We start from the raw sequence: 15,714 nt of genomic DNA, 5'->3' as shown, positions 1-15,714 counted from the left end.
GAAGTAATTGGAGGTGTCTTTGGGTTATATTTCAAAATCCTCACGAAAAAAGATGCTGCAAAAGCTGTCTGGAAAAAAATAATTCTTTATTTCAATTATTTTTTAAAACTTTTTAAAAATCAGCAATTTCCGTTTGCTATTTCAAAAATATTTTATACTTTTGCAGTCCAAAAAGTAGGTTTATTGTTATGTGAGTGCATAACCTGCTGAATAATAAATGCTTCCAAACTCATTAATTATTCAAATTTAAAAAACAAACAATGGCTAAGAAAGTCTTTAAAATGGTAAAGCTTCAGGTGAAAGGTGGCGCAGCTAACCCTTCTCCACCAGTAGGTCCAGCATTGGGTTCTGCAGGTGTGAACATCATGGAGTTTTGTAAGCAATTTAACGGAAGAACCCAAGATAAGCCAGGGCAAGTTTTACCTGTAGTAATTACAGTATACGAAGACAAATCTTTTGAATTCGTTATTAAAACTCCACCTGCAGCAATCCAGTTAATGGATGCAGCTAAAATCAAGGGAGGTTCTGGTGAACCAAACAGAAACAAAGTAGGTTCTGTAACTTGGGAACAAGTAAAGAAAATCGCTGAAGATAAAATGGCGGATCTTAACTGTTTTACAACAGACTCTGCACTTTCTATGGTTGCAGGTACTGCTAGATCTATGGGATTAAGAGTAACAGGAACTAAACCAACTAACGCTTAAAACTTAAAGAAATGGCAAAATTAACAAAAAAGCAAAAGGAAGCTTTAAGCAAAGTAGAAAAAGGAAGAATCTATAACCTTGAAGAAGGTTCAGCTCTTGTAAAGGAGGTGAACACTACAAAGTTTGATGCTTCTGTAGATATCGCTGTAAGATTAGGTGTAGACCCAAGAAAAGCAAACCAAATGGTAAGAGGTGTTGTATCTCTTCCTCACGGTACTGGTAAAGATGTTAAAGTATTAGCTCTTGTAACTCCAGATAAAGAAGCAGAAGCTAAAGCTGCTGGTGCTGACTATGTAGGTCTTGACGAATATTTACAAAAAATCAAAGAAGGTTGGACAGATGTTGACGTTATCGTTACTATGCCAGCTGTAATGGGTAAATTAGGTCCATTAGGTAGAGTATTAGGTCCAAGAGGTTTAATGCCAAACCCTAAATCAGGAACTGTAACAATGGAAATTGGTAAAGCAGTAACTGAAGTGAAAGCAGGTAAAATTGATTTCAAAGTAGACAAGTATGGTATCATCCACGCTGGTATTGGTAAAGTATCTTTCGATGCTGCTAAAATCAAAGAAAATGCGCAGGAATTGATCTCTACATTGATCAAAATGAAGCCAACTGCTGCTAAAGGAACGTATGTAAAAAGCATTTATTTGTCTTCTACAATGAGCCCTGGTATTGCAATCGATACTAAATCTGTTAACTAATATAAATCCTTAAGACAATGACAAAAGACCAAAAAGTTGTAGCAATACAAGAGATCAAAGACTTGCTTCAGGATGCAAAAGTAGTATACGTAGCAGATCTAGACGGTTTGAACGCTGCGAAGTCTTCAGAATTCAGAAGACAGGCTTTCAAACAAAATATCAAAGTGAAAGTGGTAAAAAATACACTTTTACAAAAAGCAATGGAGCAGATTGAAGGAGTAGATTACTCTGAAATGTTCCAGACTTTTAAAGGAAACTCTGCATTAATGATTTCTGAGACTGCAAACGGTCCAGCAAAATTAATCCAAGGGTTCAGAAAGAAAGAAGAAAAGCCTGCTTTAAAGTCTGCTTTTGTTCAAGAAACTTTCTACGTTGGAGACGAAAACTTATCTGCACTTGCTAACATCAAGTCTAGAGAAGAAATGATCGGAGAAATCATCGGATTACTTCAATCTCCAATTCAAAGAGTTGTTTCTGCTCTTCAAAACAAACCTGAAACTGTAGAAGCTAAAGCTGAAGAAGCTGCTGCTCCTGCTGTAGAAGAAACTCCTGCTGAAGCTCCGGAAGCTGCTGCAGAAAGCACTGAAGAAACAAGTGCTGAATAATTACACTCAAGAAATTAAATAAATAATCAACAAAAACATTACAACAATGTCAGATTTAAAAAATTTAGCTGAAACGCTAGTAAACTTAACAGTAAAAGACGTAAACGAATTAGCAACTATCCTTAAGGATGAGTACGGAATTGAGCCAGCTGCTGCTGCTGTAGTAGTTGCTGCAGGTGGTGGTGAAGCTGCTGAAGAAAAAACTGAATTCGACGTAATTCTTAAGTCTGCAGGTGCTTCTAAATTAGCTATCGTTAAATTAGTAAAAGATTTAACTGGTGCTGGTCTTAAAGAAGCTAAAGATATCGTAGATGGTGCTCCTGCTCCAATCAAAACTGGTATCTCTAAAGACGAAGCTGAAGCTCTTAAGAAGCAATTAGAAGAAGCTGGTGCTGAAGTAGAATTGAAATAATTTCAATTTTATTATAAATATAGGAACCCGGGCAAATGCCCGGGTTCTTTTTTTTGTATGTAAGTCTTTGTAAATGTGTGTTTTATTTTATAACAGTATTTGAATATTATTAATTCTTTCTTTATTGTATTTTAATATGGTTGCTTATTTGATAAAAATTAGCATGATATTTTGTTTTTATTTTTTAATTTATTTATTTTGTTTGGTTTTTTATTATAAAAGTGTTGTTTTTATTGAAAATATATTATATTTGTACCGAAAAAACACAACATAACTTGGATAGAAATTATTTTCTTTCTTACAGTCACAAGATTACACTTTTGTTGCTTCTCGCGGCCGTAGGAAAATTAAACGCTGAGTTTATACCTGTCACAATAAGTAAAACTGAATTACCATATTGTTCAGCTATAAATAATCAGCCACAACGATGCTTAGCTGATGTTTCAGTTCATCTGTCTGAAGAAGGAAATGAAGTGGCAGCTGCAAACAAATTGTCTGCTGTTCAAATTGAAACCTTTGCATTCTATTGCAATAGCCAACAATACAATTTTTCTATTTTTAATAATAATGATCTTCAATCATTCCTTTTTAGAGACATAAAATTTGTCGCTGGATGGAGTAAATGGGCTTATTCATACTCTATCTGTAAGGAATATATTTTCCTGACATTTAATGAAGTCCGAAAGTTCTATATCAATCCTTTTAAACTCGTTGATGGCTTTAAGTTTATTATCAAGATCCCTGATAAATTAATCCATTCTATCATCTCCAAATACTTCTAACAATTTTATGCGCTTTCTTACAGTACTATCTGTTATTTCATTTATTATTTGAGTGAGAATGCCTGAGAATTGTCCTTTTAAAAAAACACATATATAAAAAACAGCAAATATCATTAGACATGAAAAACAGATTATTCACCATCGCTCTTTTATCATTAGGTTTGCCAGCATTAGCACAGGTAGGGATTAATACCGAACAAGCTCAGGCTACCTTTGACATAGTAGGATCACCTTCCAATGCCGGTAAACATGATGGCGTGATTGCTCCAAGGCTTACAGGTGTACAATTAAAAGCTAAAAACTATACTACAGCCCAAACAGGAGCAATAGTATATGTAACCTCGGTTGAAGCTGCACCTTCCGGGCAGACCGTTGATGTTGTTTCACCAGGGTATTATTATTTTGATGGAACCAGATGGGGAAGCTTAAGTGGAAGCTGGCGTACAGTAGGAAATGCCGGTACAACAGCAGCAACAGCAACCCTAGGAACAAATATTGGAAGCGGAAATTATTTAGGAACAAATGACGGTCAGAATTTGGTTCTGGCTACTCAGAAAAACGTAAAAGGAATATTAGATACTAATGGAACACTACAAGGTGGAAATTCCAATTCTGCAACAGGTCCTTATGCTTCATTTACTTGGGGATCCAATAATATTCTTACAAACAGTACCTCTTCAAATATTGCATTAGGAAAAGATAACTCAGTCTCTGCACAGGGTAATTTTCTCGCTGTAGCCATTGGATTAAACAATACAGCAAATAATGGAGCTAAAGTAATAGGAAATAATAATAACGCTACAGGTGCCAATAACCTGGTTTTTGGAAATCTTAATACCGTAACAGGACTTACGGGACTTACTGTTGGGAATAATCACATCAACAGTGGTGGGATTGCTATCGGAAGCGGAAATACAACATCATTGAACAATATCGCTGTTGGATCTGCAAATACTGCTACTGGTACAGAAGCTTTTGCAATAGGATTTTCTGGTCAGGCAGCTGCGGGACAAATGGTTTATGCTAACAAAGAGCATGTTTTCTTCAATAAAAGTAATGGAACAGATACCATATTAGGAATCAATATGGCTCCTACTGCAGCTACATCTACAGGTGCTGCTATACAGATGAAGGGAATCGCTTCGGGTGCCAATGCAACATGTACATCAGCTGAAGAAGGTGCAATTCGATATAATACAACCACTAAAGCACATGAGGGCTGTAATGGAACCAATTGGAAAGCCCTTTACTAATTCAATAAAAAATAAACACAAACCTTAAAAAAATATAAAATGACCAGAAAATTATTCGAAAAGTTAGCTGCGATGCTTATGACATTGATGATGTCGGTAGGAGTATTTGCGCAGCAGGGCTATGAACCAATCCGTGGGATGGGTGTAGAGGCAAAACCTGTCAACAATTCAGGGATTTGTCTAGCATGTTATAACGGAAGCATGAATCCTGTGGTAGATGCAAGCCTTGATAACAGCGTAAGCATGGGGAATTTTGCTTCCCTGTTAAGTGGGAACGGTATCTCTGTAAAAAATAAAAATACAACCTATCCTGCGGGATATATTACCGGATTCAATGTAGATCTTGGAACGAGCTTTATTACTGTTGATCTTTTGAGTTCTCTGCGAATCAGTACTTATAAAAATGGTATTCTTCAGGAGACAACTACCAGCAGTACACTTTTATCAGTACCGGCATTCGGAGGAAGTAAGAACAGGATATTCCTGCATTTTAAAACTTCAAAAGAATTTGATGAAGTAAGACTGTACCAAACCAATGTCCTTTCCATATTCAGTGCTATGAATGTGTACTATGCATTTGCATTTGATCCCGCAAAAGTACCTACAGATAATAATGGTATTTGTGATGATATCATTGCAGGAGGCGGTGTTGACGGAAACGTATCCGGAAGCAGCAGTTTCCTGGCTCCGCTTTCTTATGTTCAGAATAAAGAAAGAATTGGTGATGGAAATAAAAACTCTTACGGATCAATAGTTCTTCCGATCGGATTGCTGGGATCTTATTCAGTTGGAGTTCTTGACAAAAACCAGATTTATCCTGCGGGTAACAGAACAGGGTTTGTTATAGAACCGGATGATCAGGGGAAACTGTTAAGTGCTGAGTTTTTAAAAAATATTACAATAGAAACTTATCTTTATGGCCAGCTTCAGGATTCAAAGCAGCTGTCTGACGGAGGAGGTCTGATTAATATTAAAGTATTAGGATTTGGTTCAGGAAAACAGAAAATTACATTAACGACCACAAAGCCTTTCAATGAAGTACGATTAAAAATTACCCAGACAGTAGGATTTAATTTAGGAGCTTTAAAAGTATACTATGCTTTTGAGGAGCCTGTTTCTTGCGAATGTGATGATAAAATCCAGACCAGTGGTTCTGCTGTTCCCGGAAATTTGGTAACCGGAACTTCATGGACATCAGGTCCGGGATTTCTTGGTCTTATTTTAGCGAAGATGACGAATCCGGAAGCTATTGTTGATAATAATCCGTCTAATTATGCAACGGCTACGGTTCCAGCGGCATCCTTTCTTAGTGTTTTTTCAGCATTTGCAACGGTAAGCAGTACTGCTGTGCTTCCTGTCAATACGATGGCTGGATTCACTGTAGAAAAAGCAGGAAACCTTCTTGGAGTAAGTGTTCTGGAAAATATCACCGTGACATTATACAATGGAAATATCTTGACAGATACCTTTACAAGTTCAGGAAGTCTAATCAGTGGAAACTTCTTCACAACGAACTCAAATAAATTCTATGTAGGAGGAAAAGCTACAAAGCCTTTTAACCGCATTAAAATTACATTCAATAGCGGAACGGCCGTTCGTATTCCTCAAAATTATTATATCTATAACGCTTTCGCGAGCAGAGATGATGATAACGATGGTGTTCCAAACTGTTTCGACAGTTGCCCTGGAGGTGATGACAGCATAGATAATAACGGAAACGGAATTCCTGACTGTGCAGAAGGCTGTACTGAAGTGAATGACAAATCTCCTGCACTGGATACTGATGGAGATGGTATTGTGGATGCCTGTGATCTGGATTCTGATAACGATGGTATTCTTGATGTGGCAGAAGATTTTGATAAAAATGGCAAGTTTCAGGATGATGATAATGAAGGAGATATTCTGTTAACGCCGGTATTGGGAGATTCTGTTCCAAATTATCTGGACCTTGATTCTGATAACGATGGTATCTTAGATCTGTTTGAATCAGGAATTCCGTTATCAGTAATCAATCAGATTGATGCAGATCACAACGGAGTTATTGATACAAATGTTCCGGTAGGTAAAAACGGTATTGCTGATATTCTGGAAACTTCACCGGACTCAGGAGTATTGAAATATGCAATTAAAAATACAGATGGAGATGATAAACCTGACTTCCTGGATATTACTTCCAATGGTTCGGATCTTGACCTTTATAAGATCGGAAAAGAGAACCTCGATACATTAGGAGGTGGATTCATCTCTACGATTAACGATAAAGACAAAGACGGTATTCAGGCTGTAGTAGATACAGACCTTGTGAAAAGAGGTTCACCGGATTCACCACTTTCACCTTATGCTTCATTGCTGAAAAATGCTTCCAAAACTGCTGCGAAAATCACAGCTACAGAAATTGCAGATGCAGCAAATGATGTGAAAGTATATCCAAACCCTGTAAAAGCAGGAGAAAATCTTAGAATCACATCCGCAGAAGAAGGAGTATATACACTGTTCTCAGCACAGGGACAGATCATTAGGACAGATAAACTGAATGCCAATACCGGTATTGATACGTCTTCACTTCCTACAGGGGTTTATATCATTAAAATAGAAACCAAATCAAAAATAAAATCTTATAAGGTTATTGTGAAATAATCATAAGATTAGCTTGTGTTGTAGAGGGGTTGCTCATATTTGGGCAGCCTCTCTTGTTTTAAGAGCCTCGAAATGAGGTGTTTTATTTGTTATTGTGGATGTTTTTTTGTATATTTGCCCCTCTTTTGGCGCGAAAAATTGTTTGTAAATTTATAAAATACTGAAAATCAACTCTTTCATTGTGAAAACGTGGAAGGGATTTCGTATGTGTAGATATTGCGGTAATGCTGCCTCAAAAGTAATAAAAATATTTTGCATTACACTGTGAAAAGATATACCAGTGTTGCAGTTAGAAAGAGCCAAGTGCATAGTTAAAAGAGTCCTAAGGTCTTCTGTGAGCGCCAAAAACACTTTTACCTTTTACTTTTACCTTGTTTCTTGTTCTTTTCTGATATTTTTTAATGAATCAAAATATTTTTTAACCCTTTCTTAAAAGTTTTATGAGTAAAACAAAATCAACAACTCAAGGAAATCCGAGAATTAATTTCTCATCAGCGAAAGGAAAAATCATCACTCCGGACTTTTTGGATATCCAAATTGAGTCTTTCAGAGAATTTTTCCAGCTTGATACACTTCCTGAAGCCAGAAAGACAGAAGCTCTTTACAAGACTTTCCAAGAGAATTTCCCAATTACGGATTCAAGAAACCAATTCGTATTAGAATTCCTAGACTATCTGGTAGATTCTCCACGTTATTCAATTGATGAGTGTGTGGAAAGAGGACTTACTTATTCAGTTCCTCTAAAAGCTAGACTTAAATTGTATTGTACTGACCCGGAACACGAAGATTTCCAAACTGTGGTTCAGGATGTATATTTAGGTCCGGTTCCTTATATGACGCCAAGTGGTTCTTTCATCATCAACGGTGCTGAGAGAGTTATCGTTACGCAGCTTCACCGTTCACCTGGTGTATTCTTCGGACAGACTTACCACGCGAATGGGACCAAATTATATTATTCAAGAATTATCCCTTTCAAAGGATCTTGGATGGAATTTACAACTGATATCAACAGCGTAATGTACGCGTATATCGACCGTAAGAAAAAATTACCATTAACAACTTTATTAAGAGCTATCGGATACGAATCTGATAAAGATATCCTTCAGATCTTCGACCTTGCGGAAGAAGTGAAAGTTTCTAAAGCTGCCCTTAAAAAAGTGGAAGGGAGAACATTGGCTGCGAGAGTATTGAACACTTGGTTCGAAGATTTCGTAGACGAAGATACAGGTGAAGTAGTTTCTATTGAAAGAAACGAGATCATCTTGGATAGAGAAACAATCCTTGAAAAAGAACATTTAGATCTTATCCTGGATGCTGGTGTGAAATCAATCCTGATTCACAAAGAAAACAGTAATGAATTCTCTATCATCCAGAATACATTACAAAAAGACCCTACTAACTCTGAAAAAGAAGCGGTAGAGTATATTTATCGTCAGTTAAGAAACGCAGATCCACCAGATGAGGAAACGGCAAGAGGAATCATTGAAAAATTATTCTTCTCTGAGCAGAGATACTCTTTAGGTGAAGTTGGACGTTACAGATTGAACAAAAAGTTAGGTCTTAACATTCCTACAACAACTGAGGTTCTTACAAAAGAAGATATCATTGCTATCGTAAGACATTTGATCGAACTTGTAAACTCTAAAGCTGAGGTTGATGATATTGACCACTTATCAAACAGAAGAATTAAAACTGTTGGTGAGCAATTAGCAGGACAGTTCGGTGTAGGTCTTTCAAGAATTGCAAGAACAATCAAGGAAAGAATGAACGTTAGAGATAACGAAATCTTTACTCCGCTTGACCTTGTAAATGCTAAGACATTAACATCTGTAATCAACTCATTCTTCGGTACCAACCAGCTTTCTCAGTTCATGGACCAGACCAACCCGTTATCAGAGATCACTCACAAGAGAAGATTATCTGCACTAGGGCCTGGTGGTTTATCAAGAGAAAGAGCAGGTTTCGAGGTTCGTGACGTTCACCATACTCACTACGGAAGAATTTGTCCGATTGAAACTCCGGAAGGACCAAACATCGGTTTGATTTCATCTCTAGGGATCTATGCGAAAATCAATAACCTAGGTTTCATCGAAACTCCATATAGAAAAGTAGAAGGTGGTAAGATTGACCTTAACGCTGATCCTATTTACTTAAATGCAGAAGATGAAGAAGATAAAGTAATTGCTCAGGCAAACGTTGAATTGAGTGATAACGGAGACTTCTTAACAGACAGAATTATTGCAAGATTGGATGGTGACTATCCGGTAGTTGAGCCTGCTCAGGTTAACCTTATCGATGTAGCTCCAAACCAGATCTCAGGTATTTCCGCTTCATTGATTCCTTTCTTGGAGCATGATGATGCGAACCGTGCATTGATGGGATCTAACATGATGCGTCAGGCCGTTCCTCTATTGAAGCCACAGGCTCCAATCGTTGGTACAGGGCTTGAGCAGCAAGTTGCAAGAGATTCAAGAATCTTAATTAACGCTGAAGGTACAGGTACTGTAGAGTACGTAGATGCTGACAGAATCGTTATTAAATATGAAAGAAGCGAAGACGAAGATTTAGTACAATTCGAGTCTGCTACTAAAACATACAAACTTACTAAGTTCAGAAAAACCAACCAGAGTACAACTATTACCCTAAGACCAAACGTAAGAGTAGGTGATGTAGTGGAGAAAGGACAAGTACTTTGCGACGGTTATGCTACCGAAAAAGGAGAATTAGCTCTTGGTAGAAACTTAGTAGTAGCGTTCATGCCTTGGAAAGGGTACAACTTTGAGGATGCAATCGTAATCAACGAAAAAGTTGTACGTGAAGACTGGTTTACTTCAATCCACGTAGATGAGTATTCTCTTGAAGTTCGTGATACCAAATTAGGTATGGAAGAGCTTACAGCAGATATTCCAAACGTATCTGAAGAAGCTACCAAAGATCTTGACGAGAACGGTATGATCAGAATCGGTGCAGAAGTGAAGCCTGGAGATATCATGATTGGTAAAATTACTCCAAAAGGTGAATCTGACCCGACTCCTGAAGAAAAACTTCTTAGAGCAATCTTCGGTGATAAAGCTGGTGATGTAAAAGATGCATCATTAAAAGCTGACTCTTCATTAAGAGGAGTTGTTATCAACAAAAAATTGTTCTCTAGAAACATTAAAGACAAAAAGAAAAGAACTGAAGAAAAACTTAGACTTGAAGAAATTGAAAACACTTACAAGGCTAAATTTGATGAGTTGAGAAATACTTTAATTGAAAAATTAAATACACTGGTAAGCGGTAAAACTTCTCAAGGGGTACAAAATGACCTTGATGAAGAAATCATCGGTAAAGGTGTGAAATTTACTCACAAGCTATTAACTTCAGTTGAAGATTATGTAAATGTTAGTGGTGCAGACTGGACAGTAGACGCTGACAAGAATGAATTGATCAAACAATTAATTCACAATTACAAAATCAAATATAACGACATCCAAGGAGTTAAAAACCGTGAGAAATTTGCTATTTCAATCGGAGATGAGCTTCCAGCAGGGATTATGAAGTTGGCTAAAGTTTACATCGCTAAGAAACGTAAACTGAATGTAGGAGATAAGATGGCAGGACGTCACGGTAACAAAGGTATCGTTTCAAGAATCGTTCGTGAAGAAGATATGCCGTTCTTAGAGGATGGAACACCAGTAGATATCGTATTGAATCCACTAGGGGTACCTTCTCGTATGAACATCGGTCAGATCTATGAAACAGTTCTTGGATGGGCTGGTCAGAAGCTGGGAATGAAGTTCGCTACACCAATCTTTGACGGAGCAACTCTTGATCAGATTACTGAATATACAGAGAAAGCAGGTCTTCCTAAATTCGGTCACACTCACCTTTATGATGGTGGTACCGGAGAAAGATTTACTCAGGCTGCGACAGTAGGTATCATTTACATGTTGAAACTAGGACACATGGTTGATGATAAGATGCACGCACGTTCTATTGGACCTTACTCATTGATTACTCAGCAGCCGTTAGGAGGTAAAGCTCAGTTCGGAGGGCAGAGATTCGGAGAGATGGAGGTTTGGGCACTTGAAGCATTCGGTGCATCCAATATCTTGAGAGAAATCTTGACTGTGAAGTCGGATGACGTGATTGGTAGAGCAAAAACTTATGAAGCAATTGCAAAAGGTGAATCTATGCCTGAACCAGGTATTCCGGAATCATTCAATGTATTACTTCACGAGTTACAAGGACTTGGACTTGATGTAAGACTTGAGGAATAATTTTAAATTTTGCCTATTGAATTTTGAACCAGTTCAGAATTCTATAATCCAAAATTTATAATCCAAAATCTAAAATCTAAAAAATGTCAAATAAAAATAAAACAAGTAGATTTAATAAAATAACCATCGGTTTAGCTTCACCGGAGTCTATTTTACAGGACTCAAGAGGGGAAGTTTTAAAACCGGAAACTATTAACTACAGAACTCACAAACCTGAAAGAGACGGATTATTCTGTGAGAAAATCTTTGGTCCTGTAAAAGATTACGAATGTGCTTGTGGTAAATACAAGAGAATTCGTTACAAAGGGATCGTTTGTGACCGTTGTGGTGTAGAAGTTACTGAGAAAAAAGTAAGAAGAGAAAGAATCGGTCATATCGGATTGGTTGTTCCTATTGCTCACATCTGGTACTTCCGTTCATTGCCAAACAAAATCGGATACCTTTTAGGAATCCCTTCTAAGAAATTAGATATGATCATCTACTACGAAAGATATGTAGTGATTCAGCAGGGTATTGCTAAAAAATTAGATGGTTCTGATTTCGAAAATATGGAATTCCTTACAGAAGAAGAGTACCTTGATATCATGGAAACTCTTCCTGTAGAAAACCAGTATCTTGATGATTCTGATCCAAATAAATTCATCGCCAGAATGGGTGCTGAGGCTGTAGAAGATCTATTAAAAAGAATCGATCTTGATGCATTGTCTTTCGACTTGAGACACAAAGCTCACAACGAAGGTTCTAAACAAAGAAGAACAGAAGCTCTAAAAAGATTGAACGTTGTAGAAGCACTAAGAGGTGCTAATACAAGAATGATCAACAGACCAGAGTGGATGATCATGCGTGTACTTCCTGTTATCCCACCAGAATTAAGACCATTAGTTCCATTGGATGGAGGACGTTTCGCAACTTCTGACTTGAATGACCTTTATAGAAGAGTAATTATCAGAAATAACCGTTTGAAGAGATTATTGGAGATTAAAGCTCCTGAAGTAATCTTGAGAAACGAGAAGCGTATGCTTCAGGAATCAGTAGATTCATTATTCGATAACACAAGAAAATCTTCTGCAGTAAAATCTGAATCAAACAGACCATTGAAATCACTTTCTGATTCATTGAAAGGTAAGCAAGGTCGTTTCCGTCAGAACTTACTAGGGAAAAGGGTAGATTACTCTGCACGTTCGGTAATTGTTGTAGGTCCAAACTTACAGCTTCACGAATGTGGTATTCCTAAAGATATGGCAGCTGAACTTTACAAACCATTTATCATTAGAAAACTAATTGAAAGAGGGATTGTAAAAACTGTAAAATCTGCAAAGAGAATTATTGATAGAAAAGAACCTGTAGTTTATGATATCCTTGAAAACGTGATGAAAGGACACCCTGTTCTATTGAACAGAGCACCTACGCTTCACAGACTGGGTATTCAGGCTTTCCAACCTAAGATGATCGAAGGTAAGGCAATCCAGCTACACCCGTTAGTAACAACAGCATTCAACGCCGATTTCGATGGTGACCAGATGGCGGTACACTTACCGTTAGGACCAGAGGCAATCCTTGAAGCTCAGTTATTGATGTTAGGTTCTCAGAACATCTTGAACCCTGCAAACGGTTCTCCGATTACGGTACCTTCTCAGGACATGGTTCTTGGTCTTTATTTCATGACTAAAGAATTGAGCTCTACAGAAGATATGAAAGTAAAAGGTGAAGGTCTTGCATTCTATTCTCCTGAGGAAGCGGAAATCGCTTATGCTGAAGGTAGAGTTTCTTTAAATGCTAAGGTAAGATGTAGACTACCTGTTAAAGAAGATGGAGTAATAGTAACAAGATTGATCGAAACTTCTGTAGGTAGAATTTTATTCAACCAAATTGTACCTAAGCAGTCAGGATATATTAATGAACTTCTTACTAAGAAATCATTAAGAAACGTTATCGGTAAGATCCTTGCTGATACAGATTTCCCTACAACTGTGAAATTCTTGGATGCAATGAAAGATTTAGGATATTCAAATGCATTCAAAGGAGGTCTTTCATTCTCACTTGGAGATATTGTAGTTCCTGTTGAGAAAAAACAGATGATTGCTTCTTCAATTGAAACTGTAGACGAAATTAGAGCCAACTATAACATGGGTCTAATTACTGATACAGAACGTTATAACCAGGTAATCGACGTTTGGACAAATACCAACGCCGGATTAACTGAAATGATCATGAGCAGAATGAAAACTGACCAAGGTGGTTTCAACTCTGTATACATGATGCTTGACTCTGGAGCGAGGGGTTCTAAAGAACAGATCCGTCAGTTATCAGGGATGAGAGGTTTGATGGCAAAACCGCAAAAAGCCGGTTCTACCGGAGCGGAGATCATCGAAAACCCGATCCTTGCCAACTTTAAGGAAGGTCTTTCGATTCTAGAGTACTTTATCTCTACCCACGGTGCTCGTAAGGGTCTTGCGGATACCGCTCTTAAGACAGCCGATGCTGGTTACTTAACGAGAAGATTGGTAGACGTTGCACAAGACGTTATCGTTACAGAAGACGACTGTGGAACTCTAAGAGGTACAGAAGTTACTGCACTTAAGAAAAATGACGAGATCGTTGAAAAAATCTCTGAAAGAATCTTAGGTAGAGTATCTCTTCATAATATTTACGATCCTGAAACTGACGAGCTTATAGCAAGTGCAGATCAGGTGATCATTGAAGCATTGGCGAAAAGAATCGAAGAAGCCGGATTAGAGGCTGTTGAGGTTCGTTCACCATTAACTTGTGAAGCTAAGAAAGGTATCTGTGCTAAATGTTACGGTAGAAACTTAGCAACAGGTAAAGTGATCCACATGGGTGAAGCGGTAGGTGTAATTGCAGCACAGTCAATTGGAGAACCAGGTACTCAGCTTACGTTGAGAACCTTCCACCAAGGGGGTACTGCAGGAAACGTATCAGAAAACCCATCTATCGTTGCAAGAAGAGATGGTATCGTTGAAATGGATGAAGTAAGAACTATTACTTCTGAAGATGAAAACGGTAATACAGCTGAAGTTGTAGTTTCCCGTTCAACAGAATTCAGATTAGTTGCTGATAATGAGCTTAGAACTCCATTAATGGTAGCTAACGTACCTTACGGATCTATATTAGCTGTAAAACCAGGTGATAAAGTGAAGAAAGGAGATACAATCTGTAGATGGGATCCATATAACGCAGTAATTATTGCAGAAACTTCAGGTAAGGTAGAATACGAGGATATCATCCAGGGTATTTCATTCCAGCTTGAAATTGACGAACAAACAGGATTTGAAGAGAAAGTAATCTCTGAATCTAGAAATAAGAAAGCTGTACCTACCTTGAAAGTGGTAGACTCTAAAGGTGTTGAGCAGAAAGCTTACAACTTACCGGTAGGAGCCCACTTAATGGTTAATGATGGTGAAAAAATTAAGGCTGGTAAAGTCTTAATCAAAATCCCAAGAAAATCTGCAAAAGCAGGGGATATCACCGGAGGTCTTCCGAGAGTTACCGAATTATTTGAAGCAAGAAACCCTTCAAACCCAGCGGTTGTTACTGAAATCGACGGGGTAGTTTCTTACGGAAAAATTAAGAGAGGTAACCGTGAACTTATTGTTGAGGCGAAAACTGGAGAAAGAAAAATTTACTTGGTAAAACTTTCCAACCAGATTCTTGTTCAGGAGAATGACTTCGTAAGAGCAGGTTCTCCGCTTTCTGACGGTTCTATCACACCGGAAGATATCTTAAGAATTAAAGGCCCAACAGCAGTTCAGGAATACTTAGTAAACGAGATCCAGGAAGTTTACCGTCTACAGGGGGTAAAAATCGACGACAAGCACTTCGAAATTATCGTAAGACAGATGATGACGAAAGTATCTATCGTAGATGGAGGTGATACTCAATTCCTTGAAGGAGCTCTTGAACACAAGTATGATTTCTTGGAAGAAAACAACAGAGTATTCGGTCTTAAAGTAGTAGTAGATGCTGGTGATTCTAAAGAATTCATGCCAGGTCAGATGATTACTGCAAGAGAATTAAGAGATGAAAACTCTAAGTTGAAACGTGAAGATTTAAGTCTTGTAGAAGTAAGAGAAGCTCTTCCTGCTACAGCAACTCCTGTACTACAAGGTATTACAAGAGCAGCCCTTCAGACTAAATCATTCATGTCTGCAGCATCGTTCCAGGAAACAACCAAAGTTCTTAACGAAGCAGCTGTTGCTGGTAAAGTAGACGATCTTAACGGTCTTAAAGAAAATGTAATTGTAGGTCACAGAATCCCTGCAGGTACAGGTCTTAAAGAGTATCAGAACGTTATTGTAGGTTCTAAGAAAGAATTCGAAGACCTTAACTAAAATTAA

Annotated in this window: 9 protein-coding genes; all 9 read left to right on the top strand. The window is 37.7% G+C overall.

Features of this window, described 5'->3' with window-relative positions:
• Positions 1-260: 260 nt before the first annotated feature.
• The 9 genes from rplK (at position 261) to rpoC (ending at position 15,708) form a co-directional block, all read left to right on the top strand.
• On the top strand, positions 261-704 hold the full coding sequence (gene rplK / locus KIK00_RS12540) for a 50S ribosomal protein L11 (RefSeq protein WP_047379251.1): 444 nt from the start codon (positions 261-263) through the stop codon (positions 702-704).
• Positions 705-715: 11 nt separating this feature from the next.
• Positions 716-1,408, top strand: coding sequence for a 50S ribosomal protein L1 (gene rplA, locus KIK00_RS12535; RefSeq protein WP_047099699.1), 693 nt, complete (start codon positions 716-718; stop codon positions 1,406-1,408).
• A gap of 17 nt (positions 1,409-1,425) precedes the next feature.
• Positions 1,426-2,013 (top strand): 50S ribosomal protein L10, encoded by a 588-nt coding sequence (gene rplJ / locus KIK00_RS12530; RefSeq protein WP_047379247.1) that lies wholly within the window; start codon positions 1,426-1,428, stop codon positions 2,011-2,013.
• Positions 2,014-2,059: 46 nt separating this feature from the next.
• Positions 2,060-2,425: a 50S ribosomal protein L7/L12 gene (gene rplL / locus KIK00_RS12525; RefSeq protein WP_007845452.1), complete on the top strand. Its 366-nt coding sequence runs from the start codon at positions 2,060-2,062 to the stop codon at positions 2,423-2,425.
• Positions 2,426-2,700: 275 nt separating this feature from the next.
• Positions 2,701-3,207 carry a hypothetical protein gene (locus tag KIK00_RS12520; protein ID WP_255812740.1) on the top strand — a complete coding sequence of 169 codons (507 nt, stop codon included), beginning with the start codon at positions 2,701-2,703 and terminating at the stop codon, positions 3,205-3,207.
• Positions 3,208-3,326: 119 nt separating this feature from the next.
• A complete protein-coding gene (locus tag KIK00_RS12515) occupies positions 3,327-4,460 on the top strand; it encodes a hypothetical protein (RefSeq protein WP_255812739.1) in 1,134 nt (377 codons plus the stop codon).
• 39 nt (positions 4,461-4,499) lie between these two features.
• Positions 4,500-7,097, top strand: a complete 2,598-nt coding sequence (locus KIK00_RS12510) for a T9SS type A sorting domain-containing protein (RefSeq protein ID WP_255812738.1) — start codon at positions 4,500-4,502, stop codon at positions 7,095-7,097.
• A 440-nt stretch (positions 7,098-7,537) separates the two neighbouring features.
• Entirely contained in the window at positions 7,538-11,359 is a 3,822-nt protein-coding gene (rpoB, locus tag KIK00_RS12505) for a DNA-directed RNA polymerase subunit beta (protein WP_047425671.1), read from the top strand.
• Between the two features lie 83 nt (positions 11,360-11,442).
• Positions 11,443-15,708, top strand: a complete 4,266-nt coding sequence (gene rpoC / locus KIK00_RS12500) for a DNA-directed RNA polymerase subunit beta' (RefSeq protein WP_255812737.1) — start codon at positions 11,443-11,445, stop codon at positions 15,706-15,708.
• Positions 15,709-15,714: the final 6 nt, after the last annotated feature.

The sequence above is a fragment of the Chryseobacterium sp. MA9 genome (assembly GCF_024399315.1).
In the GTDB taxonomy this organism is placed as follows: Bacteria; Bacteroidota; Bacteroidia; order Flavobacteriales; family Weeksellaceae; genus Chryseobacterium.
The sequence above is the reverse complement of the archived record's forward strand: the minus strand, read 5'-3'. Positions and strand labels throughout refer to the sequence as shown.